The following is a 22,123-nucleotide window of genomic DNA, read 5'->3' on the forward strand; positions in this document are numbered from 1 at the left end:
ACCGAATGGATCCTGACTTTCGTCAGGATGACGACGGGTTTTTTGACATGCGATTGCCCTGCGGATCATGGGGCCACCCGCTGGGCACGGGCAGCGGCAGTGATACGGTCGATCGCGTCCATCAGTTCTTCCTCGCTGGTCGAGCGGCCGAAGCCGATACGGATACTCGAACGCGCCAGAGCATCGGTGAGGCCCAGCGCGCGCAACACATGGCTGGGCCGGCCCGATCCGCTGGCGCAGGCCGATCCCGCCGAAAAGGCAATGTCGCGCAGGCCCGACATCAGCCGCGCGACATCGACCCCATCGCACCGCAGGTTGAGATTGCCATGATAGCGCTCGCCCTGCGACCCGTTGAGTGTCCATTCGGAGCCGATCCGTTCCAGCGCGGCGCGGAACAACTGCTCGGCATTGGCATGATCGGCGCCGAAGCGCTGCTTGGCGAGCCGCGCCGCCGCGCCGAACCCGGCGCACAAAGCGGGCGAGAGCGTGCCCGAGCGGCCGGGCTCCTGCCCGCCGCCGTACAATAACGGCTCGACCGCCACGCCGTCGCGAATCCACAGCGCGCCAACGCCCTTGGGCCCGTGGATCTTGTGCGCGGACACCGCGACCATATCGCAGCCATCGGGAATGCGCACCCGGCCATAGCCCTGCACCGCGTCGCACAGGAAGCGCGCGCCGGCGGCATGGGCGAGCGCGGCAAGCTGCTCGATCGGCTGGATCACGCCGATCTCGTTATTGACCAGCATCGCCGCGACCAGCCCGGTGCCCGGCTGGATCGCCGCACGGGCGGCGGCGAGATCGACCAGCCCGTCGGCTTCGACCGGCAGGATCGTGACGGCGCGGCCCCGGCGCGCCTCTGCCGCGACGGTATCGAGCACGGCGGCATGTTCGGTCGCGAGCGTGACGATGGGGCCGGTGCTGCCCCGGATCGCCCAGTTCAGCGCCTCGGTCGCGCCGCTGGTGAAGCTGAGCTGTCCGCCGGGCGGGAGCAGCGCCGCCACCTGAGCCCGCGCGACTTCGACCGCCGCCTTTGCCGCGCGACCGGGGGCATGGGGCGAATGCGGGTTGGCAAAGCCGCCGTCGAGCCAGGGAAGCATCGCCTCCAACGCTTCGGGGGCGAGCGGCGTGGTTGCCTGATAATCGAGATAGATCATGCCGCGCGCGCCCGCGCATCGGCGGCGATGGCACGCCACGCATCGACGAAGCGGGCGACATCGTCCTCCCCCGTGTCGCGTCCGAAACTGACGCGGACGACTTCGCGCAGTGCGGGTTCGGTCCAGCCCATTGCCGACAGGACATGGCTGGGGCGCATGCTGCCCGAGGAACAGGCGCTGCCCGCCGACACCGCGATCCCGCCCATGTCGAAGCGGATGAGCTGCGCGGCGGACGAGACGCCGGGCATGCGATAGGCGCCGATCAGCGGCGAGCGCGGGCTGTGCGCGCCGACGACTTCGCCGCCATCGGCGACGAGTGCGGCCTCCAGCGTGGCGCGAAGGGCGGCCATGCGCGCCATGTCCTCGGGCACCGCCAGCGCGGCGGCGAAGCCGAGTGCGCCGGGCAGGTTCTCGGTGCCTGCGCGATAGCCCTTTTCCTGCCCGCCCATCGGCAGCAGCACGCCGAAATCCCGCACCAGCAGCGCGCCGATACCTGGCGGGCCGCCGCGCTTGTGCCCCGAGACGACGACGAGATCGGCGTGGCGCAGCACGGCATCGTCGGCGCGGGCGGGCATCTGGGCCGCGTCGACCATCAGGATGCCGTTGGCGGCGTGGACGATTTCGGCAATCGCGGCGATCGGCTGGCGCACCCCGGTCTCGCTGTTCGCCCATTGGACGCAGAGCAGCGCGCGGCCGGGCCGGGCCAGCGTGTCGCGCAGGGCGTCGAGGTCCAGAATGCCGCCCGCATCGACCGGCAGCACTGCCGCGCCCTCGGCATGGCGGAGGACCGAATCATGCTCGACCGCCGTGATGATACGCCGCTCCGCCATCGAACGGGTGAGCGCGAGCTGGATCGATTCGCTTGCTCCGCCGGTCAGCACCACCTCATGCGCCCAGCCATAGGCGGCGGCGATGCGGGTGCGCGCATCCTCCAGCGCCGCGCGCGCCGCGCGCCCCGCCGCATGGGGAGAGGACGGGTTGGCCCACGCCGCCATCCCCTGCGCCACCGCCGCCATCGCTTGCGGCAAAATCGGCGTGGTCGCGGCGTGATCGAGATAGAGTCTGTCGCTCAAATCTGGTTCCAATTGCGTCAGGGCGTGCCGCGCCTATATAGCGGCCAACTCCGCGCGCTCCACTGGCGCGCCAAAAATCAAGGCAGACCGCATTGCCCGAAGTCATTTTCCCCGGCCCCGAGGGGCGTCTCGAAGGCCGTTTCAACCCGGCACCCCGCCCGCGCGCACCCGTGGCGATGATCCTGCACCCGCATCCCAATGCGGGCGGCACGATGAACAACCGCATCACCATGGAACTCTACAAGACGTTCCAGCGGCGCGGTTTCGCCACGCTGCGCTTCAATTTCCGCGGCGTGGGCAAGAGCCAGGGCGTGTTCGACAACGGCATCGGCGAACTGTCCGACGCGGCGAGCGCGCTCGACTGGGTGCAGAGCTTCCACCCGGAGGCTTCGACCACCTGGGTCGCGGGCTTTGGCTTCGGCGCGTGGATCGGCATGCAGCTGCTGATGCGGCGCCCGGAAATCCGGGGCTTCATCTCGGTCGCGCCGCCGGCGAACATGTTCGACTTCACCTTCCTGGCGCCCTGCCCTTCGTCGGGCATCATCATCCAGGGCGAGAATGACGAAGTCGTCACGCCGGGCGCCGTGCAGAAGCTGGTAGACAAGCTGCGCACGCAGAAGCACATCACGATCCATCACGATACGATCCCGGGCGCGAACCATTTCTTCGAGCACGAGATGGAACAGCTGATGGGCAGCGTGGACAGCTATCTGGACATGCGGCTCGACCCGAACTCGCCGATCCGCTGAGGTTCTTGGCGGCCCGCTTCCCGCTGGGGGCGGGCCGTTACTCTGCGATGTTCTTTGCCCCGCCGGCGAGGATCGCGGCGGTGGCGGCCTGTGCGGTGGCATAGGCCTCCTGATGCTCGGCGCTCCAATAGACCAGCGCATCGATCGAAATCCGCGCGCCCGTGACCGCGCACAGCACATAGCGGCCGGGCCGGACGACCTCGAAATCCGAGGCGAGGTAGAGAAGCTGGGCGGGCGTCGAAGGATCTAGCATCGCGCCCATGTAGGGGGTTGTGCGGGAAAACGGAATGTCTGGTGTTTGCGGCCACGTCCTCAGCGCCGTCACCCCGGGCTTGACCCGGGGCCCAGCTGAACCTTTCAAGCGCCCGCGCGAGAAGAAGCTAGGCCCCGGGTCAAGCCCGGGGTGACGATGTATTCGGTGCGCCCGCCGGAAATGAAGAAGCGGGGCCCCGGGGTGACAGAGGGTTGGCGGGACGACGCCGTCAAACCGTCCAGATCAGCAGATTCCCCAGGATCACCACCGCGCACGCCAGCATCAGCACGCCCTTTTGCCGGTCGCCGGCGCGCCAGGTGCGGGCACCGCCCCAGACGAGCAGGCCGATCGCGACCACCACCAGGCTGGCGAGCCACGGCGCGAGGCTGGGGTCCATCATCGCAGCAGGGCCCAGACCAGCAGCCCGATCGCCGCGCCGACCGCGACGAAGCCGGCGATCACCTTGGGCTCGCCGCGATAGATCAGGCGGAGGAAATACCACAGGAACAGCCCCAGCCCTCGCGTCGCCACGCTGAGGATATTGGCGATGACAGCGCCGAAGCGGCTTCCCTGCATGCGGTTTTCCATTCTCAATCCTTCGACGCCAGCACGCGGGCATAGTCTTCGGGGTCGGCATTGCCGCCGGAGAGGATCACGAGCAACCCCGGCTGGACCGCAACCTTCCCCGCGAGCAGCGCCGCGAGCGCGACGGCGCCGCCCGGCTCCACCACGATGCGGAGTTTCACCGCTGCCCAGCGCTGGGCGTTACGGATTTCGGACTCGGTCACGGCGACCCCGGTGGCGCCGCGCCGCGACAGCACGTCGAAGGTGAGCGGCGACACGCGCGTCGTCTGGAGCGCGTCGCAGGCGGTCGGCGGCGGATTGTCGCCCACCGGCTCGATCCACCCGGCCTCCAGGCTGCGGCGCATGTCGTCCCATCCCTCGGGCTCGACCACGGTCATCTCCGCCTCGGGCAGCGCGAGCGCCAGCCCCGCCGCCAGACCGCCGCCGCCGCACGGCACGACGACGCGGCTGGGGTCGGGCAGCCGCGCCTCGACCAGCTGGGTCATCGATTCGATACCCGCTGTCCCCTGCCCCTCGATGATCCACGGATCGTCGAAGCTGGGCACCAGCGCGGCGCCGCGCGCATGGGCAAGGTGCGCGGCGATCTTTTCCCGGCTCTCGGTCGCGCGGTCGTAGCGGACGACTTCGGCGCCGAGCGCCAGCGTCGCTTCCAGCTTCACGCGCGGGGCGTCGGCGGGCATCACGATCACCGCCGGAATCCCCAGCCGCCGCGCCGCCCAGGCGACTCCCTGCGCGTGGTTGCCCGAGGAGAAGGCCACGACGCCCTTTTCGCGCGCGCGGCCATCGAGCGCGGTCAGCCGGTGCCACGCGCCGCGGATCTTGAACGCGCCGATGGGCTGCAAAGCCTCCGCCTTGAACGCGACCGGCACCCCCTGGATTTCCACAATGAAAAGAGGAGTTTGCGGGAGGATCGCCGCCACCTTGGCCGCCGCATCGCGGACCCCGGCACGGGTAGGCTGTCGCACAATCGTCACTATTCATCCTCGCCGTAGTTTTCCGGGTCTCGAATCGCTTTACACGGGGGACCACCGCCCTTATGTGCCGCCTTCCGCTGCCCCATGGGACTTCCAACCGCAAGGCAGCTTTTGTCAACGATCGCCGTCAGGCACTTGGAGGTCCCTTGAGTTGCACAAGCATCATCGCGCGCTGGGGTTAGCAGGTCCCCGTTCGACCGCCGTTCGCGGCATCGACATCGCCACGCAGCGTCCGGTTCAGCCGGTAACGCTCGTTCGTCCGCACGCCGCATCGCGTGCCGCCCGATTCTTCGCAGAGAAGTTTCCGGGTCGGTCGATGTATGCGGTGAAGGCGAATCCCTCGCCGGACCTGATCCGGGTCCTGTGGGAAAGCGGCATCACCCATTTCGACGTCGCCTCGATCGCCGAGGTGCGGCTGGTCGCCGGTGTCGCGCCGGAAGCCACGCTGTGCTTCATGCATCCGGTGAAGGCTGAGGAAGCCATCGCGGAAGCCTATTTCGAGCATGGCGTGCGGGTGTTCAGCCTCGACAGCCTGGAAGAGCTGGAAAAGATCGTCAGCGCCACCAAAAGCGCGACCGATCTGACGCTGTGCGTCCGGCTGCGCGTGTCGTCCGATCACTCGAAGCTGAGCCTCGCGTCGAAGTTCGGCGTCGGCCCCGGCGAATCCAAGCCGCTGCTGATGGCCGCCCGCCAGGTCGCGGATGCCCTGGGCATCTGCTTCCATGTCGGCAGCCAGGCGATGTCGCCCGAAGCCTATTCCAACGCGATGGAGCGCGTGCGCGCGGCGATCGTCGATGCGGGCGTCACCGTGGACGTGATCGACGTCGGCGGCGGCTTTCCGTCGAGCTATCCCGGCATGGAGCCCCCGCCGCTGGAGCGCTATTTCGCGACGATCCACCGCGCCTTCGAAAGCCTGCCCGTCAGCTATTCGTCGGAACTGTGGTGCGAGCCGGGCCGCGCGCTGTGCGCCGAATACAGCTCGATCGTGGCGCGCGTCGAACGGCGTCGCGGCAACGAGCTGTACATCAACGACGGCGCCTATGGCGCGTTGTTCGATGCGGCGCATCTCGGCTGGCGCTTCCCCGTCACGCTGCTGCGCGAGCCCGATTCGAACGCGAAGGACATGGAGTTCAGCTTCTATGGCCCGACCTGCGACGATATGGACCATATGGCAGGCCCGTTCCTGCTGCCGGCGGACATCCGCGCGGGGGACTATATCGAGATCGGGATGCTCGGCGCCTATGGCGCGGCGATGCGTACCGCGTTCAACGGCTTCGGCTCGGACCGCACGGTGATCGTCGACGACGAGCCGATGGTCACGCTGTATGTCGCGAGCGACGAGGAACAGGCGCTGCCGTCGAACGTCGTCAAGCTGTAACGCTAGAGGCCGATTGCTGCTCTTCTTTCCCCCCTCCCGCTTGCGGGAGGGGTCGGGGGAGGGCCTGTAACGGGAGGCGTGCCGCACAGGCCCTCCCCTAACCCCTCCCGCAAGCGGGAGGGGAATAAGGAAGAAAAGATGACCGACACCGTAGTGAACGACAACCGCAAGGCGGAACTGCTGTCCAAGCAGGTCAAGCACATCGACATCACCAGCTTCGACGCGCGTCCGATCGTCGATGCGATGGCCGATATGAGCTTCACCAGCCGCGACCTGGGCCGCGCGACCAAGATCTATAACGAGATGCTGGCCGACAAGGACTGCACGGTCGTGCTGGTCATCGCCGGTTCGACCTCGGCCGGCGGCTGCATGGACCTGTATGCCGAGCTGGTGCGCAACAACATGGTCGACGTGATCGTCGCCACCGGCGCGACCATCGTCGACATGGATTTCTTCGAGGGCCTGGGCCACAAGCACTATCAGGCGCTGGAAATCCCCGACGACGACACGCTGCGCTCGCTCTACATCGACCGCATCTATGACACGTACATCGACGAGGAAGAGCTTCAGCACGTCGACCACACGATCTTCGAGATCGCCGAGACGCTGGAGCCCAAGGCCTATTCGAGCCGCGCGTTCATCCGCGAGATGGGCAAGTATCTGGTCGAGCATGGCAAGAAGGACAACAGCCTCGTCAAGCTGGCCTATGAGCATGACGTGCCGATCTTCTGCCCGGCATTCGTCGACAGCTCGGCGGGCTTCGGCCTCGTCAAGCACCAGGTCGATGCGGCCAAGGCCGGCAAGCCGTACCTGATGATCGACGCGGTCGCGGACTTCCGCGAACTGACCGACATCAAGATCAAGGCGGGCACCACCGGCCTGCTGATGATCGGCGGCGGCGTGCCCAAGAACTTCATCCAGGACACGGTCGTCTGCGCCGAAATCCTGGGCCATGACGATGTGGAAGTGCACAAGTACGCCGTGCAGATCACCGTCGCCGACGTGCGCGACGGCGCCTGCTCGTCCTCGACGCTGCAGGAAGCCGCCAGCTGGGGCAAGGTGAACACGGGCATCGAGCAGATGGTGTTCGCGGAGGCCGGCTCGGTCATGCCGCTGCTGGCATCGGACGCCTATCACCGCGGCCACTGGAAGGATCGCGCCAAGCGCGCCTGGGCGAAGCTGTTCGCCTGAGCCGCACGGGGCGAGCCGTGCTCGCCCTGAGACGGCGAAGGCCGGCCGGCGCGGCAACGCCGCGTCCGACGGCGCGGGATTTACGCCCGCGACGGCCTATCCGGAAAAGCGAAGCGGCCGGGGAGCGATCCCCGGCCGTTTTCTTATTGGGCTGGTGAAGGGCCCTCACCCTCCCACCGCTGCGCGGCGGGCCCCTCCCTCTCCCGCTTGCGGGAGAGGGGATGGGGGAGCGGCGGGTTTTGGCCCTCTGCCGCATGCGGTGACGGGATTGGGGCGGCGCTTCTTTAGCCCTCTCCCGCGTGCGGGAGAGGGTTGGGTGAGGGGGCTTCCGCTGGCGATGATGTTCGTTGGCGGGCGCGCCCTCTCCCGCACGCGGGAGAGGGCGTGTCGGGATACCGCCGGGATTGGGCGCGAGCCCCCTCCACCACCGCCTTTGGCGGCGGTCCCCCTCCCCGTTCCGGGGAGGAATGGGCTACTCCCCTGGCCCGTCCCGCTTGCGGGAGAGGGGGGAGGATCGCTAACCTTCGGAATATGCGATCGCATAGCTGGAGTGGACCGATGCCGATAGACCGCCGGACGATGCTGGGCGGGGCGATGGCCGTCGCGATGGCCGCCCCCGCCGCACGCGCGCGCGTCGAGGAGGCGTGGCCGCCCGCCGAGCATTTCGCGCTATGGCCCGATGCGCCGCCGGGCGCCGCCACGGCCAGCGCGGACGCGCGCGCGCCGATCGTCGGCGTCTATCGCCCTGCCCGGCCCGATGGACGCGCGGTGCTGGTGATGCCGGGGGGTGCGTATCTGTTCGTGTCGCTGGGCAATGAGGGGGCCAGTTTCGCCACGCCGCTGAACCGGCAGGGCATCACGGTGTTCGTGCTCGCCTATCGCATTCCCGGCCAGGGATGGGGGCAGCGCTGGGACGTGCCGTTGCAGGATGCGCAGCGGGCGATGCGGCTGATCCGCGCGCGGGCGGGGACATGGGGCATCGATCCGGCGCGGCTGGGGATCATGGGCTTTTCCGCCGGCGGGCATCTGGCGGCGGACCTTGCCGTCGCGCATGGCGACACGGTGTATGCGCCCGTCGATGCCGCCGACCGCCAGTCGGCGCGCCCGGCCTATGCGGGGCTGGCCTATCCGGTGGTCGATTTCGCGAGCGCCGGGCCGAACAGCCGCTCCGCCTTCGGGCTGATGGGCAAGGACCGCGATCCGGCGATCGTCGCGCGCCACACGCCGCTGGCGCGCGTATCGCCCCGGACGCCGCCGGTGTTCCTGATCCATGCGACCGACGACGGGACCGTGCCGGTGACGCAGAGCGTGGCGATGTTCGGCGCATGCCTGACCCACAAGGTGCCGGTGGCCGCGCACCTGATCGAGCATGGCGGGCATGGGTTCGGCGCCAACCTTTCGGCGGAGTCGCCCGATCGCGACTGGATCGATATCTTTGCGCGGTGGACCGCAGGTCGAGAGGCGTGATGGTGAAGGCACTGTTATGCCTCTTGCCCCTGCTCGCCGCGTCGCCCGCGCTGGCGCAGGGATCGTCGTACCAGGTGCTGGGCGAGGCGCGGAAAACCGTGACCCGGCCCGCGCTGGTCGAGCGCTATGGCCCCGACCCGATCCAGCATGGCGAGCTGCGCCTGCCGGCGGGCAAGGGCCCCTTCCCCGTCGCGGTGGTGCTCCATGGCGGGTGCTGGAGCGCGGCGATGGAGGATGCCAGCGGCACCGCGCCGCTCGCGGACGCGCTCACCGCGCGCGGGATCGCGACGTGGAACCTGGAATATCGCCGGCTGGGCAATCCGGGCGGGGGCTATCCGGGGACGTTCGCGGATATTGCGGCGGGCGTGGATTATCTGCGTACGCTGGCGCGCACCCAGAAGCTGGATCTGACAAGAGTCGCAGTGGTGGGGCATTCGTCGGGCGCGCATCTGGCGCTGTGGGCGGCATCGCGCGCACGGCTGGGCGGCGAGATTGCAGGTGCGGCCCCGCTGCCGATCGCCGCCGTGGTCGCGATCGACGGGCCGGGCGCGCTGGCGCCGCTGGTCGGCCCGGATGCCGAAGTGTGCCGGGGGCAGCCGGTGATCGCGCCCTTCATGGGCGGGACCCCGGCGGCGCTGCCCGACGCCTATCGCTTTGCCTCGCCGCAGGACCATTTGCCGCTGGGGGTGCCGCAATATTTCGTGCTGGGGGCGCTCACCGAATGGATGGCACCCTATGTCGCCGCCGCGCGCGAATCCGGCGATCCGGTGGCGGTGCTGGCGTCGGGCGGGGCGGACCATTTCAACATCATCACCCCCACGACGCCGCAGGGCCGCGACGTAATCGACTTCATCGTACGCCACGCCTTTTCGCAATGATGTTTGCAATGCGCGCCTGAATCAAGCAGCCTCGCGCAAATCGCGGAGGGGCATGGTCCATGTACAGTGAAATACTCGCGCCGATCGTCGCGCTGGTCGCGTGGACGCAGGTGATGATGTTCTGGATGCTGGTCGTGCGGATTCCCGCGCTGCCCAAGGCGGGGATCGACATCCGTACCGTCGTGGGCGGGCGACCGCATTTCCTCGACAAGCTGTTACCCGAACGCGCGCAGTGGCCGGCGCATAATTACATGCATCTGCTGGAGCAGCCGACGATCTTCTACGCGATCGCGCTGACGCTGGCGTTGCTGGGCGACGGCAACGGGATCAACGCGGCGATCGCCTGGATCTATGTGGGGCTGCGCATCGTCCACAGCATCGTGCAGGCGACCTATAACCGCGTGCTGGTGCGCTTCATGCTGTTCGCGCTTTCGTCGCTGGCGCTGGTCGCGCTGACGCTGCACGCGGGGATCGCGGTGATCCATCAGCCCGCGCCGGTCGCCGCCGAACGGCTGTAGCTCAGCCGAACAGCCGCGCGAGGCTGCGTTCGAGCATCAGCAGCTGCCAGAGCGTGCGGCCATGGTCGGCGCGGCCCGCCTTGTGGTCCGCCGCCAGCGTCTCCACCACCGACAGGTCGAACCAGCCGGTGCCGGCGAGCAGCTTCGACCGGGCCAGCGCAGCCGCCTCCTCGGCCAGCGCCTTGCGGAACCACGCGCTGACCGGGGTGACGAAGCCCATTTTCGGGCGATACAGGACTTCCCTGGGCAGCCAAGGCTCCATCGCCTTTTTGAGCAGCCACTTGCCCTGGCCTGCGCGGATGCGGAGCGCCGGGGGCAAGGTGGCGGCGAATTCGACCAGCCGGTGGTCGAGCAGCGGCTCGCGCGTCTCCAGGCTTACGGCCATGCTGGTGCGATCCACCTTGGTCAGGATGTCGCCGGGCAGCCAGTGCTTGATGTCGGCATATTGGGCGCGGTCGAGCGCATCGCGCGCTGGGGCGGCGCGCATCGTGTCGATATAGCGCTGTTCGGCGGTGTGGCCGCCCAGCGCCTGCCGCGCGGCGTCGCGGTACAGCCGGTGGCGCAGCTCGGGGCCGGTGACGCCGACCGCCTTGGCATAGGCCACGTCGCCTTCGTCGGCGAGCGCGAGCAGCGTCGTCTTGGCGCGGAACGGGCGCGGTGCCCAGTCGGCCTTGGGATAGGCGCGGCCCAGCGTGCCGAACACCGATTGGCGGAACGCGGTGGGCAGCGCGGCACGGAACCGCTCCTCCGCCGCGAAGAATTTGTAGCGGCGATAGCCGGCGAACGCCTCGTCCGCGCCATCGCCCGACAGCGCCACCGTCACGCTTTCGCGCGCGAGCTGGCACACGCGATAGGTGGGCAGCGCGGAGGCATCGGCAAAGGGTTCGTCAAAGGCGGCGACCAGCGTGTCGATCAGCGCGAAATCGTCCGCCGCCACGGTGCGCTCGCGATGCGCGGTGGCGAAGCGGCCGGCGACCTGGCGGGCATAGGCGCTTTCGTCATATCCCGATTCGTCGAAGCCGATCGTGCAGGTCTTTACCGCCGTTCGGCTCGCCTCGGCCATCAGCGCGACCACGGCGCTGCTGTCCACGCCGCCCGACAGGAACGCGCCCAGCGGCACATCGGCGATCATCCGCGAGCGCACCGCCGTGCGCATCCGATCGACCAGCTCGGCCTCGAGGTCGCGGGTCTTGCCCGTGGCGCGCCGGGTGAAGTCGATGTCCCACCACTGCACCGGCTGGGGCACCGGGCGGTCGCGCTGGAGCAGCAGGAAATGGCCGGCAGGCAGCTTGCGCACGCCGGCGAGCAGCGAGGCGTCGTCGGGGACATAGCCGAGCCCCAGATAATCCTCGACCGCGCGGAAATCGGGGGTGCGGCGGAACAGCGGATGGGCGAGCAGCCCCTTCAGCTCGGAGGCGAAGGCGACCGCACCGTCCGACAATTCGGCATAATGCAGCGGCTTTACCCCGAAGCGGTCGCGCGCGAGGAACAGGCTCTTTGCCTCGGCATCGTAGAGCGCGAAGGCGAACATGCCGTTCAGCCGCTCCAGCAGCCCCGGCCCCCAGGCGCGCCAGCCGTGGAGCAGCACTTCGGTATCGCTGTCGGTCAGGAAGCGCGCGCCCCGCCCCTCCAACTCGTCGCGCACTTCGCGGAAATTATAGATTTCGCCGTTGAAGATCGTGACGACGCTCTCGTCCGGCAGCGCCATCGGCTGGACGCCGCCTTCCAGGTCGATGATCGCCAGCCGCCGATGGCCGAGGCCCACGCCCGGCGCGGTCCACACGCCCGACCCGTCCGGCCCGCGATGCGCGAGCGCGTCGCACATCTGGACGATGCGGTTCGGATCGACCGGCTTGGCAAGGGCGGGGTAATAGAGCCCCGCGATACCGCACATTCAGCGCACGCCCGCCATGCGATCGGCCAGCGCGTCGAGCGGCCCTACGCCCGCGAGGAACGCGCGGATCGCCGCATCGGCATCCCCCTCCCCATCGCGCTCGGCGGAGAGCAGCACGGCCACTCCCGCCTGGTTGCCGCCCAGCATCTTGGCCTTCAGCGTCGCCAGCTTCACTCGATTGTCGCTCCCGGTCAGCGTGTCGCCGACCCGGTACCAGCTGACGGTCTCGCGTTCCACCCGTGCGGGACCAACCATGCGCAAAGCGTGCCCGCCCGCGACCGGGGGCATATCCTCGATACGGACCCAGCGATCATTCTCGCGGATCGCGCCGATGCCGAAGCCGACCAGTTCCTTGCCCTCATGCTGGTTGGCATAGACCGCCACCGCCAGGTCGACCGCGCGCCCCTGTGCATCGGCATAGCGCCCGATCAGGAAATGATCGGCGCCGGGGAAGTTGGGCGTCCACGGCGCCGTGGTGCTGAGGTTCACGCGCTGCCACCCCGGCACCGAGGGCAATTCGATGCGCGGCGGCAGCGGGGCGGCGCGGGCCGCGACGAGGCTGCCCCAGCCGAGGAATGCGCTTGCGAGCGTCAGCGCGAGCAGCGCCGCGAGCGTCGGGTCGGTGCGGCCCCATGCCGGCGTTTGCAGCGCGGCAGGATCGAACCATGGCGCGTCGGGATCGCGATCGAACCAGCGCCACCCGATCGCCAGCACCGCCGCCATCACCAGCGCGAAGAAGAACCAGCCATAGACGATATGGTCGAGCCCGGTGGCACGTTCGACCGAAGTCCACCACGCGGCATAGATCGTCCCGAACGCGCGCAATCCGTTGGCGATCACCGGCACCACCAGCGCGGCCAGCAGGAACGCCGCGCGGCGCCCCCACGACACGTAGCAGACATTGGCGACCAGCACGCCGAAGGCGACCATGGCGATCACGAATTTCGCCCCCGAACACGCCTCCGCAATCTCGAAATAGCCGTTGGGCGTGGTGATGAGCACGCCGTCCACCTGCGCCGGCACGCCGAACAGATGGAGCAGCGGCATCACCATGCGGATCGTGATGTCCTGAAGCGGCCCCTCCAGAAAGTCGCCGAAGGGCACGAGGAACGCCATATAGGCCAGCGGAAACAGCAGCGCGCGCGCGACATTGGGCCCCAGCACGGTGACGACCGCGCCCTGGAGCATCAGCACCAGCCCGGCATGGCGGAACAGCGCGACGCTGGCGGCATCGCCCAGCAGCCAGCCAAAGCCGCCACCTGCGACCAGCGCCAGCCCCGGCCACCAGCCCTGTGGCGGCACCTGCGCCAGCCCGGCGCGGCGCTGCCACACCAGCCATGCGATCACCGGCGCGATGAACAGGCAGTGGCCGAAGGTGGTGTTGGTCCAATAGATCGTCGCCAGATCGGCGGTGTCGCGGCGAAACAGCAGCAGCAGCGCGGCCCAGGTGGCGGCGAGCAGCAGCGCGTGCCGCCGCCAGCGGGCGTCGAACAGGCGCGCGCCGGCAGCCGGCGCGGGCGTGGCTGGGGCCGCGATCGTCATGCGACGGTCTTGCGCGCGCGGGCGACGCGGGCGTCCTTTTCGGGGCGCAGGGGGGCGGCCAGCACGGCGTCGAGCGCCGCGAGCCGCGCGTCCCAGCTATAGCGATCGATCACCTGTTGCCGCGCCGCCGCGCCCAGCGCCGCCGCGCTCGCGCGGTCGGCCAGCAGCGCGTTGATCGCGTCGGCCATCTCCCCCACGCTCGCGCCGACGCGGATCGTGCCGCCATGGTCGATCCCCTCCGCCGCTTCGGCAGAGGCGACGACGGGGCGCGCCATTGCCATCCCCTCCAGCACCTTGTTCTGCACGCCGCGCGCGAGCTTGAGCGGCGCGACGACGACCGATGCCGCCGCCAGCCAGCCGCGCACATCGGGCACCTGGCCGGTCACCATCACGCCGGGATGGCGCGTCAGGGCGCGGACGGCCTCGGTCGGGTTGCGTCCGACGATCATGAACCGGGCATCGGGGTGTGCCACGCGAATGTGCGGCAGGATCGACTCGGCAAACCAAGTGACGCCCTCGATATTGGGGCGATAGTCCATCTGGCCGGTAAAGACGATCAGCGCGCCCAGCGCATCGACGCGGCGATAGGTGGCGGCGGGATCGAAAAAGGCGGTGTCGATGCCGTTTTCCACGACATGGACGTTGTCGGCGCCGGTGCTGGTGCGGAACAGCTCCGCCTCCGCCGCGCTGACGAACAGGCTGGCGTCGGCACGCGCAGCGACGGCGCGCTCATAGTGCATCAGCATCCGGCCTTCGCGGGCGAGCAGCCAGCTCTTCGGCCAGCGCGAGGTGCGGGCATAGGCGGCGAACTTGGCCGAATCCATGTCGACAAAGTCCATCACGACGCGCTGGCGCGGGCGCGACGGCACATATTGTGCCATCTGGCTGGAAAAGACGAAGATCGTGTCGATATTGTGCCGGGCGAGGATGCTGGTGACCGACTGGCGCAGCGCGTCATTGTCGAACGCGGTCAGCGACACCGGACGGTGCGACAGCAACGCCTCCACCCCTGCCCGCGCCTGCGACTTGGAGCGCCAGATGATCGAGCGGTTGCCGGTGAGCCGGGCCAGCCCGCCCTTGTGCTTCAGGTCGGCGGGATCGTCGGCAAAGGCGATCAGGTGGACCCGCTTTTTCGCCGCCAGATGCCGCAGGATGTGGAAGCCGCGGATCTTGTCGCCGCGATCGGGCGGATAGGGCACGCGGTGCGCGAGGAACAATATGTCGCCCATCAGCCCAGCCCGCGCGAAATGAACGGCCCCACCCGGTTGGCGAGCCATAGCGGCATCCGCTTCCACGCACGCACCTGGAGGCTGTATTTGGGGTCGAGCGGGTTGATCGAGCGCGGGGGCGTGCCGTCGGTGGTGCGCGTGAAATAGGTGAGCGGCCGGCCGTCGAACCCCCAGTTCTTCTTGAACGCGGCGGCGCCGGTCCCGGTCTTGGACCGCCCGAAATCGAAGCGGGCGCAGCCGCGCGTGCGGGCATGGGCCATCAGCGCGAAATACATCCGGTCATTGGCGCGCAGCGCACGCGCCGCCGCCGTGCCGCCGCCCCAGTACGGAAACACCGTGCCCTTCCAGTACAGGCTCAACACGCTCGCCACCGCGTCTCCGCCGCTGCGCACCGTCAATATGTCCGCCGACGCGCCGAACTCGCGCAGCACCTGCGCGAACAGGCTGCGCGGGAACACCGGCGTGCCGAGGTTGCGGACCGATTCCGCATAGACGGCATAGTGCGCGCGCAGGTCGTCCGCGTTACAGCCGATCGCCACGTCGAGATCGTTGGCCAGTGCGCGGCGGACCTCGGCGCGCTGCTTGCGCGGGATGGCGAGCAGCTCGGCCTCGTCATCGGCGGCGAGATCGCGGACGAAGCCGAGATAGCTGGTGGTATTGGCGTGCCACGCATCGTCGGGGCGCGCGCCGCCGCGCAGCTCGACCGTGGCACAGCTCAGCCGTTCGGCGAGCGCCATTGCCGCCGTGCCCAGTTGCGCTGCGACCGCCGGCGTATCGGCAAGGATGCCGCCGCCGACGCCGAACCCGGCGGATACCAGCGCCCGCCCGAACAGCGCCGAATGGGTTTCGGTGAGCGGGAGCAGCCCGGCAATCTCGCCATTGCCGCGCTCGACCACCAGATAATGGCTGCGCTGGCGGCATCCCCGCGCGACGGCGATGCTCCAGGCGGGCAAGTGGAACGGCGTGCCCCCGGCATGGTCGTGGACATAGGCGCCGATGCGCGCGCGCTCGATCGCGTCGCCCAGATCGGCGACGCGCAGGGCCATGGCTTTGCGCAAATGGGGGGCGTTCACGCCAGCCGCTCGGCGGCGCGGGCGGCAACCTGGTCCATCCGGCCCCAGGCATGGGCGCCGATCAGCCGGTCGAGCTTGCCCGCCATCGCGCCCAGCCGGGCATAATGGCGCAGCCGCGACTTGAGCGGCGCGGTGCGCACGCGCGGCTGGCCGGGATCGATTTCCCAGGGGTGGAAATAGAATACCGCCGGCGCATGCCCGGCATTGGCCGCGCGCACCGCACGCGCCGTCACCGCCCCCGGCAGCAACCGGAAAAAGCCGCCGCCGGTCGTGACTTCGCGCCCCAGCACGCGCGCCAGCGTGATCGGCAGCTCGACCAGATCGGCGCCCGCCACCGGGCGATAGGCCGTGCGCGGGGCATCGGGCACGCCATAGTGATCGTGCCGCAGCGGCGCGACGCTGGAGGAATAACGATAGCCCTCTTCCGCCAGGATCGTGTGCGCCCAGGGGGTGCGGCGATCGAACGAGAAATTGGGCGCGCGATAGCCCGTCACCGCAGTCCCGCCCGCATCCTCCAGCGCCGCGCGCGCCGCCGCCAGATCGGCGCGGAACTGGTCGGGCGTGAGCGTGAACACGCGCTGATGGCCCCAGCCATGGCTGGCAACTTCGTGCCCGCCCTCGGCGATGCGGCGGATCAGCGCGGGATAGCGCTGCGCCACCCAGCCCAGCGTGAAGAACGTCCCCTTTACCCCGCGCGCGTCGAACAGCGCGAGCACGCGATCGGTATTCGCCTCGACCCGGTGTTCGAGCCCGTCCCAGTCGGCGCGGCGGATCGCCGTTTCAAAGGCGCCGACCTGGAACCAGTCCTCGACATCGACGGAAAGGGCGTTGACCAGCACGGTTCAGGCGGCCGCGCCCGGCGTGGCGGACAGGTCCGGGCGCTGCGCGCCGTCGCCCGATTCGACCCAGTCGACGAGCAGTCCGAGTACGCGGCGCAACGCCTCGTCCTGCTGTTGCAGCTGGCGTTCGACCTGCGCGATGCGCGCCTCCAGCCGCGCTTCCTCACCCGAGGCGGCGGGGGGGCGGATGTCGTTGACCGCGGCGGGCGTCGGCGTGGGCGGGGGCACCGGCGTGCCCATGCGCAGCGGCGCGATCTCGCCCAGTTCGGGCAGATCGACGAACGGATTGGACGCCGCCACGCGGCGCGGCTCGGCCACAAAGGCGGGCGCCGGCGCCGGATCGGCGGCCAGGCCGGTGTCTTCGTTGAGGTCGGCGATCACCGTTGCCAGTTCGTGCTGGCCAAAAGTCTCCAGCCGCTCGATCGCGCCGAACAGCAGCACGCGGCTGGCGAGCTGGTTCAGCCGGCGCGGGGTGCCGCCCGACCAGCGATACATCGCCGCGACCGCATCGTTGGTGAAGCGCGGCTTGCCCCGCCAGCCGACGCACGACAGGCGGTGGATCAGATAGGGCTCGACTTCGTCGGGCTGCATCGCCTCCAGATGGTGCATCGCGATCACGCGCTGGCGCAGCTGCTCCAGCCGGGGCGTGGCCAGCATCTCGCGGAACTCGGGCTGGCCGAGCAGGAAGATCTGGAGCAGCGGATAGCCGCCCGCCTGGAAATTGGAGAGCATGCGCAGCTCCTCCAGGCTTTCCAGCGGCAGCGCCTGCGCCTCGTCGACGATCAGCAGCGTGCGGCGCCCGCCGCGCGCGACATTGTGCAGCCCGCGCTCGATCGCGGCGAGCATCGTCGCCTTGGTCGCGCCGGTCGCGTCGAGGTCCAGCCCCGCGCAGACCAGCCGCAACAGGTCGTCGGGGGCGATCTGGCTCGACACCAGCTTGATGACGTTCAGCCGCTCGGCATCGATCTGCGCGAGCAGGTGGCCGACCAGCGTGGTCTTGCCGGTGCCGGGATCGCCGGTGATGACGACAAAGCCCTCGCCCTGGCTGAGCCCATAGCCGAGATAGGCCATCGCCTTGCGGTGCGTGGCGGTCTCGAACCAGAAGCGCGGGTCTGGCGTCAGCTGGAACGGGCGCCCGCTCAGTCCATAATGATCGTCGTACATGGTCTTTTCCTGACCCTTAAAAACCGTAGCGAAGCCCGACCAGCGCCTGTGCCGCAGCACTGGAATCGCCGTCGCGCTCGAACCCGAAAATGCCCAGCGATGCCGTCGCGCCCAGCGGGCCGAAACGGTGCGTATAGGCGGTGTTGGCGCCCCAGCCAAAGATGCCGTCGGCGCCGGGGAGATCGCTGTTGTAATAGCTGGCGAACACGCTGCTGCTCAGCGATCCGTTGCGACCGATATCGGTCGACCCGAATCCCTGGAGATAATAGCTTTCGTCCGACGTGCCGTTGATCGCGACGCCCGCGCCGGCGGTCGGCGCGATGAAGGTCCGCCGCGAATAGCCGCCGCCCAGCCCCAGCCGCGTGCTGCCGCGATTGAGCACCGCCACGCCGGTCACCCCGCGCGCGCGATAGGCCGAGGTCGCGGCAGAGGCGAACACATTGTTGAGGCACCCGCCCGCCGCCGCGCCGACGGTGCCATAGATGCAGCCGCTGAACTGGTTGCCGAACGGATCGGTTGTGCTGACGAACGCCGTGGGCAGCGTGGACAGCGCGCCGCCCAGCTGCTGGCCAAAGGTCTGGACGCTGTCATACACGCCGAACTGCACCCCGCTGCCCGGCCCGATCTGGTAGCTGGCCGATCCGGTATAGCTCATCGAGCCGTAACGGCGCCCCACCCGCGCCTCGACAAAGGTGCGGCGGCCCGGGCGCCAGATGACCCCCGCGTCCCAGAACATCCCGTCGAGATCATAGGCGATGCGGCGCGGCGAGGCAGGATCGGTCACGAACCGGCCATTGCCGTCCACCACCGGCTGGCCGGCGGGGGTGCGCAGCGCGTCGCGCTGGCTGATCTGGATTTTCTCATAGCCCGCCCCGGCGGCGAGCGCGACGCCCGCCCCCACCGGCAGCACCACGTCGCCGCGCGCGAACTTGCCCTCGAACCGCTGGTCGAGCTGGCCCGCATCCTCGCGGGTGAACGATCCGCTCACCGTGACGCCGACCGGCAGCACCGTGCCCGATTTCACGCCGACGCTGGCGGTCGCGACATGGACCTTCGAATCGTCATACTGGTCGAGCCGGGGCTGGCCGGCGGCGACGCCGGTGTCGACCGTCGATTCCACCTTGGTATAGCCGAAGCGATAGGCGGCGTTGGCAAAGGCCGGGCCGATATGGGTTTGCAGGTTCGGGCCGACATAGCCCGAATAGATCTGGCTGCTGTTGCGAATCCGCCCCTGGGTCGTGCCCGGCGCGTCGCCGCGAATATCGGCGCGGACGCGCGTGGCGATCGCCCCGCCCTCGATCGTCAGGCCGGGCGCGACGACTGCCTTTGCCCGCGCAAGCCCGCTGTGCGTCTGGTCGTTCGCCAGCTTCTCGTCATAGGCGAAGCGGCGTTCGTATTTGTAGCTGACCTGCACTTCGACGCGGCGGCTGTGCACCGTGGCATCGACGCCGGCGGCGACCGTGGAATAGGTGAGCACATCCCCCCCGCCCGACAGGTCGGCGCTGAGCACCTGGCTCGCCTCGATATAGGGCGAGATGCGGGTGCGCTGGGCCTGTGCGGGCAGCGCCGCAAGCGTGGCGACGGCACCGGCGGCGACGATCAGGCGCCTCATTGGGCGGCCTCCCCATAATAGCTGCCGAAGCGGCGGCCGCCCGGCTGGAACGAGACGGCGTTCAGGACAAGCTGGATATGCTCACACCCGTCGAGCGTGGCGACGGCTTCGCGCAGATCGCTCTCGCTGGTCTGGTCGGCACGCACCACCAGCAGCGCCTGGCCGACATGCAGCGCGAGCACCGATGCGGGCGAGGCGGCGAGCGCAGGCGGCGAATCGAAGATCACGATGCGGCGCGGATTGGCCTGGGCCAGCCCGTCGAGCACGGCGCGGGCGCGGTCGCTGGCCAGCAATTCGGTATCGCTGGTCGTCTTGGTCCCCGCCGGCAGCACCGAAAGCTGCGGCACGTCGGTGGGGATGATGCAGTCCTCGACCGCAACGGCGCCGGCCAGCGCATCGAGCAGCCCCGGCCCCTGCGGCAGGCCCAGCCGGTCGAGCACGTCGGGTTTCGGGAAATCGGCGTCGACCAGCAGGATCTCGACGTCCTTCTCCGCCGACATCGAGAGCGCGAGGTTGATCGCGCAATAGGTCTTGCCCTCGTTCGGCTGGGCCGAGCAGACGAGGATCATCCGCGCGCGGTCCGCCGCCTTGACCGTGTCCGCCGCCGCGACGGCGCGGGCGGTGAGGAGCAATTGCCGCTTCACCATGCGAAATTCCTCGGCCAGCGGCGTGATCGGGCCGTCGGGCACCAGCATGCCCCCGGCGGCCAGCGTCGCGCGGTCGATCGGCGCGAGAGGGCGCGTGTCGGCGGACGTGCGGGCCAGTTCCACGACCGGATCGGGCACGGGGTCCCAGTGCGGCAGCGGCGCGGGCTCGGGCAGCGCCTCGGGCTGCGGCGCAGGCTGTACCGGCGCGGCATCAACCGGCGTGGCGGGAAGCGGCTCGGGCGCGGGTGGCGGGGCGGCCTGCTCCGGCTCGATGACAGGCGGATAGGCAGGCGCCGGTTTGGCGAGGCCGAACTGGTTCTGCGCGGCGGCACGTTCGAGCAGCGAGGGGCGCCGGTGGGGCGTGTAGTCGTTCATCGCCCTATGCCCCCATGCCGCGTTGCGCAAATTCCACGCCGACCAGCCCCAGATAGGCCAGCCCCAGCGCGCCCAGCCCGCCGGCAAACAAGGTCAGCTGCTTGCGGCGCAGCGCGACCTGCGCCGAGGTAAGCACTTCGCCGATCGACCCGATCACGGGCATCCCGCTGGCGCGTTCCAGCCGCCCGGCGGTGGAGAAGGTGGTCCGCAGCTTCGACAGCGCGAATGCCCCCGCCGCCCCCGCGCCCAGCCCGGCGATCAGCACGGCGGTGAGCAGCAACGGGCGATTGGGCGCGGTCGGCGTGCGCGGCTGGGTCGGCGGGTCGATGACGCTGAACTTGATCGCGTCGGTCTGGGTCTGGACCTGCCCTTTCAGCTTCACGGCCTCACGGTCACCCAGCAGCTTGTCATACTGGTCCTTCAGCACCTGATATTCGCGGTCGATCTGGCCCTGTTCGGCGGCGACGCCGGGTTCCTCGGCGATCTTGGCCTGGAGCTGGGCGAGGTCGCGCTCGATCTGGTTCTTGCGCTCGGACAGCGCGGCGACGGTGGCGGCCTTGTCCGCCTGCATCGACTTGAGGCTGAGGTAGAGCGGGTTGGACGCAGAGCCCCCGCCCCCGGAACCCACGGGCTCGGCGCGCGCCGCCGCCTGTGCTGCGGCAAGCTGGCTGCGCAGCGCGACCATGTCGGGATAGCTGTCGGTCCAGCCGCGGGCGCGACCATCGGCGATCTGGCCCTGAATCGCCTGGAGGCGCGCGCGCGCGGGCCCGGCGACGGCCCCGCCCCCGCCACCGCCGGCGACGTTGGCGGGCGTGCCGGCCATCTGGCCGTTGACCGCGCTCAGGCTGCTCTGGGCGGCGGCAAGGTCCGACTGGACCTGCGCCAGCTGGGTGCGCGCCGCGCCGATACGGTCGTTGAGCGACCCGGTGCCCGGCAGCGCGCCGAGGAAGCGCGCCTGGAAATCGGCCCGCTTCGCCTCGGCATCCTGCAATGCCTTTTGCCGGGTGGCGAGCTGTTCGTCGAGGAAGCGCAGCGACTGGCTGGTCTCGTCGCGATTGTCGGCCAGATTGCCTTCGACGAAGATGTCGATCAGCTTTTGCGTCACCTGGCTCGCGAGCTTGCCGCTGGAGGCCGTGACGCTGATTTCGAACAGATTGTCCTGCTGCGCCGTCAGCTTGATCATCTGTTGCAGCGACGCGATGCGATCGGCCACGTCGCGATCGGTGGCAACGGTGCGCGCCAGATCGGTGCCGCGCACCACCTTTTCCAGATTGACCGACGAAGTCAGCGTCTGGCGGACGCGGTCGATATCCTTTTGCTGGTCCGCCGTCGAGCCGCCGTCGCTGGGCAGGATCTGGCGCAGTTGCACGAAGATGCGCGCGTGCGATTCATATTTGTTCGGCATCTGCGACACGACCAGCCACCCGGCCAGGCACACGCCCCAGGCGACCGCCAGGGCGATCCACCGGCGCATCCAGACCGCGTGCAGGGCGGCGCGAAGCTCTTCATACAGGCTGCCCATCAGCCG

General features: G+C 69.4%; 21 protein-coding genes. 6 read left to right on the forward strand and 15 right to left on the reverse strand.

Going from position 1 to position 22,123, the window contains the following annotated elements:
* Positions 1-65: 65 nt before the first annotated feature.
* Both ACG3SL_RS10295 and ACG3SL_RS10300 read right to left on the reverse strand, forming a co-directional pair.
* Positions 66-1,154 (reverse strand): cysteine desulfurase family protein, encoded by a 1,089-nt coding sequence (locus ACG3SL_RS10295; protein ID WP_448665040.1) that lies wholly within the window; start codon positions 1,152-1,154, stop codon positions 66-68.
* Positions 1,151-2,227: a cysteine desulfurase family protein gene (locus ACG3SL_RS10300; RefSeq protein ID WP_448665041.1), complete on the reverse strand. Its 1,077-nt coding sequence runs from the start codon at positions 2,225-2,227 to the stop codon at positions 1,151-1,153. The genes ACG3SL_RS10295 and ACG3SL_RS10300 overlap by 4 nt, the downstream gene beginning before the upstream one ends.
* A 92-nt stretch (positions 2,228-2,319) precedes the next feature.
* Here ACG3SL_RS10300 and ACG3SL_RS10305 point away from each other — a divergent pair, with 92 nt between their 5' ends.
* Positions 2,320-2,976 (forward strand): alpha/beta hydrolase, encoded by a 657-nt coding sequence (locus tag ACG3SL_RS10305; RefSeq protein ID WP_448665042.1) that lies wholly within the window; start codon positions 2,320-2,322, stop codon positions 2,974-2,976.
* A 37-nt stretch (positions 2,977-3,013) separates the two neighbouring features.
* Here the strand turns inward: ACG3SL_RS10305 and ACG3SL_RS10310 are convergent, their stop codons facing one another.
* The 4 genes from ACG3SL_RS10310 to ACG3SL_RS10325 form a co-directional block, all read right to left on the reverse strand.
* On the reverse strand, positions 3,014-3,229 hold the full coding sequence (locus ACG3SL_RS10310) for a DUF2093 domain-containing protein (protein WP_448665043.1): 216 nt from the start codon (positions 3,227-3,229) through the stop codon (positions 3,014-3,016).
* Positions 3,230-3,458: 229 nt separating this feature from the next.
* Complete coding sequence (locus ACG3SL_RS10315; protein WP_448665044.1) at positions 3,459-3,629, reverse strand: hypothetical protein; 171 nt, start codon at positions 3,627-3,629, stop codon at positions 3,459-3,461.
* Positions 3,626-3,817 (reverse strand): hypothetical protein, encoded by a 192-nt coding sequence (locus tag ACG3SL_RS10320; RefSeq protein ID WP_448665045.1) that lies wholly within the window; start codon positions 3,815-3,817, stop codon positions 3,626-3,628. The genes ACG3SL_RS10315 and ACG3SL_RS10320 overlap by 4 nt, the downstream gene beginning before the upstream one ends.
* A gap of 2 nt (positions 3,818-3,819) precedes the next feature.
* Positions 3,820-4,788 carry a threonine ammonia-lyase gene (locus ACG3SL_RS10325; protein ID WP_448665046.1) on the reverse strand — a complete coding sequence of 323 codons (969 nt, stop codon included), beginning with the start codon at positions 4,786-4,788 and terminating at the stop codon, positions 3,820-3,822.
* Between the two features lie 151 nt (positions 4,789-4,939).
* On the opposite strand from ACG3SL_RS10325, the gene ACG3SL_RS10330 reads away from it, so the two are divergent.
* The 5 genes from ACG3SL_RS10330 to ACG3SL_RS10350 all read left to right on the forward strand — a co-directional run bounded on the left by ACG3SL_RS10330 (position 4,940) and on the right by ACG3SL_RS10350 (position 10,220).
* Entirely contained in the window at positions 4,940-6,166 is a 1,227-nt protein-coding gene (locus tag ACG3SL_RS10330) for a type III PLP-dependent enzyme (RefSeq protein ID WP_448665047.1), read from the forward strand.
* A 138-nt stretch (positions 6,167-6,304) separates the two neighbouring features.
* Complete coding sequence (locus tag ACG3SL_RS10335) at positions 6,305-7,357, forward strand: 1,9-bis(guanidino)-5-aza-nonane synthase (protein WP_448665048.1); 1,053 nt, start codon at positions 6,305-6,307, stop codon at positions 7,355-7,357.
* Positions 7,358-7,915: 558 nt separating this feature from the next.
* Complete coding sequence (locus tag ACG3SL_RS10340) at positions 7,916-8,824, forward strand: alpha/beta hydrolase (protein WP_448665049.1); 909 nt, start codon at positions 7,916-7,918, stop codon at positions 8,822-8,824.
* Positions 8,824-9,702, forward strand: coding sequence for an alpha/beta hydrolase family protein (locus tag ACG3SL_RS10345; RefSeq protein ID WP_448665050.1), 879 nt, complete (start codon positions 8,824-8,826; stop codon positions 9,700-9,702). The genes ACG3SL_RS10340 and ACG3SL_RS10345 overlap by 1 nt, the downstream gene beginning before the upstream one ends.
* A 59-nt stretch (positions 9,703-9,761) precedes the next feature.
* On the forward strand, positions 9,762-10,220 hold the full coding sequence (locus ACG3SL_RS10350; protein WP_448665051.1) for an MAPEG family protein: 459 nt from the start codon (positions 9,762-9,764) through the stop codon (positions 10,218-10,220).
* 1 nt (position 10,221) lies between these two features.
* Here ACG3SL_RS10350 and ACG3SL_RS10355 read toward each other — a convergent pair whose 3' ends face one another.
* The 9 genes from ACG3SL_RS10355 to ACG3SL_RS10395 are packed head-to-tail and all read right to left on the reverse strand — an operon-like array spanning position 10,222 to position 22,117.
* Positions 10,222-12,114 (reverse strand): XrtA/PEP-CTERM system amidotransferase, encoded by a 1,893-nt coding sequence (locus ACG3SL_RS10355; RefSeq protein ID WP_448665052.1) that lies wholly within the window; start codon positions 12,112-12,114, stop codon positions 10,222-10,224.
* Positions 12,115-13,656 carry an exosortase A gene (gene xrtA / locus ACG3SL_RS10360; protein ID WP_448661027.1) on the reverse strand — a complete coding sequence of 514 codons (1,542 nt, stop codon included), beginning with the start codon at positions 13,654-13,656 and terminating at the stop codon, positions 12,115-12,117.
* Positions 13,653-14,885, reverse strand: coding sequence for a TIGR03087 family PEP-CTERM/XrtA system glycosyltransferase (locus tag ACG3SL_RS10365; RefSeq protein ID WP_448665112.1), 1,233 nt, complete (start codon positions 14,883-14,885; stop codon positions 13,653-13,655). Before ACG3SL_RS10365 ends, xrtA begins: the two co-directional genes overlap by 4 nt.
* Positions 14,885-15,931, reverse strand: coding sequence for a FemAB family XrtA/PEP-CTERM system-associated protein (locus ACG3SL_RS10370; protein WP_448661028.1), 1,047 nt, complete (start codon positions 15,929-15,931; stop codon positions 14,885-14,887). The genes ACG3SL_RS10365 and ACG3SL_RS10370 overlap by 1 nt, the downstream gene beginning before the upstream one ends.
* Before the next feature lie 23 nt (positions 15,932-15,954).
* Entirely contained in the window at positions 15,955-16,794 is an 840-nt protein-coding gene (locus ACG3SL_RS10375; protein WP_448665113.1) for an XrtA system polysaccharide deacetylase, read from the reverse strand.
* Positions 16,795-16,800: 6 nt separating this feature from the next.
* The gene (locus tag ACG3SL_RS10380) at positions 16,801-17,961 is read right to left on the reverse strand and encodes an ExeA family protein (RefSeq protein ID WP_448661029.1); all 1,161 of its coding nucleotides are present in this window, start codon (positions 17,959-17,961) and stop codon (positions 16,801-16,803) included.
* A gap of 16 nt (positions 17,962-17,977) precedes the next feature.
* Positions 17,978-19,573, reverse strand: a complete 1,596-nt coding sequence (locus tag ACG3SL_RS10385) for a hypothetical protein (RefSeq protein WP_448661031.1) — start codon at positions 19,571-19,573, stop codon at positions 17,978-17,980.
* Positions 19,570-20,595, reverse strand: coding sequence for an AAA family ATPase (locus ACG3SL_RS10390; RefSeq protein WP_448661032.1), 1,026 nt, complete (start codon positions 20,593-20,595; stop codon positions 19,570-19,572). Before ACG3SL_RS10390 ends, ACG3SL_RS10385 begins: the two co-directional genes overlap by 4 nt.
* 4 nt (positions 20,596-20,599) lie before the next feature.
* A complete protein-coding gene (locus ACG3SL_RS10395) occupies positions 20,600-22,117 on the reverse strand; it encodes an XrtA system polysaccharide chain length determinant (protein WP_448661033.1) in 1,518 nt (505 codons plus the stop codon).
* Positions 22,118-22,123 lie beyond the last annotated feature (6 nt).

The sequence above is a fragment of the Sphingomonas degradans genome, assembly GCF_053502645.1.

Bases quoted from the DNA above. Each gene is read 5' to 3' on its own strand.
- ACG3SL_RS10295 (WP_448665040.1), bottom strand. From the start codon at position 1,154: ATGATCTATCTCGATTATCAGGCAACCACGCCGCTCGCCCCCGAAGCG.
- ACG3SL_RS10310 (WP_448665043.1), bottom strand. From the start codon at position 3,229: ATGCTAGATCCTTCGACGCCCGCCCAGCTTCTCTACCTCGCCTCGGAT.
- ACG3SL_RS10315 (WP_448665044.1), bottom strand. From the start codon at position 3,629: ATGATGGACCCCAGCCTCGCGCCGTGGCTCGCCAGCCTGGTGGTGGTC.
- ACG3SL_RS10320 (WP_448665045.1), bottom strand. From the start codon at position 3,817: ATGGAAAACCGCATGCAGGGAAGCCGCTTCGGCGCTGTCATCGCCAAT.
- ACG3SL_RS10335 (WP_448665048.1), top strand. From the start codon at position 6,305: ATGACCGACACCGTAGTGAACGACAACCGCAAGGCGGAACTGCTGTCC.
- ACG3SL_RS10340 (WP_448665049.1), top strand. From the start codon at position 7,916: ATGCCGATAGACCGCCGGACGATGCTGGGCGGGGCGATGGCCGTCGCG.
- ACG3SL_RS10345 (WP_448665050.1), top strand. From the start codon at position 8,824: ATGGTGAAGGCACTGTTATGCCTCTTGCCCCTGCTCGCCGCGTCGCCC.
- ACG3SL_RS10350 (WP_448665051.1), top strand. From the start codon at position 9,762: ATGTACAGTGAAATACTCGCGCCGATCGTCGCGCTGGTCGCGTGGACG.
- ACG3SL_RS10355 (WP_448665052.1), bottom strand. From the start codon at position 12,114: ATGTGCGGTATCGCGGGGCTCTATTACCCCGCCCTTGCCAAGCCGGTC.
- xrtA (WP_448661027.1), bottom strand. From the start codon at position 13,656: ATGACGATCGCGGCCCCAGCCACGCCCGCGCCGGCTGCCGGCGCGCGC.
- ACG3SL_RS10365 (WP_448665112.1), bottom strand. From the start codon at position 14,885: ATGGGCGACATATTGTTCCTCGCGCACCGCGTGCCCTATCCGCCCGAT.
- ACG3SL_RS10370 (WP_448661028.1), bottom strand. From the start codon at position 15,931: ATGGCCCTGCGCGTCGCCGATCTGGGCGACGCGATCGAGCGCGCGCGC.
- ACG3SL_RS10380 (WP_448661029.1), bottom strand. From the start codon at position 17,961: ATGTACGACGATCATTATGGACTGAGCGGGCGCCCGTTCCAGCTGACG.
- ACG3SL_RS10385 (WP_448661031.1), bottom strand. From the start codon at position 19,573: ATGAGGCGCCTGATCGTCGCCGCCGGTGCCGTCGCCACGCTTGCGGCG.
- ACG3SL_RS10390 (WP_448661032.1), bottom strand. From the start codon at position 20,595: ATGAACGACTACACGCCCCACCGGCGCCCCTCGCTGCTCGAACGTGCC.
- ACG3SL_RS10395 (WP_448661033.1), bottom strand. From the start codon at position 22,117: ATGGGCAGCCTGTATGAAGAGCTTCGCGCCGCCCTGCACGCGGTCTGG.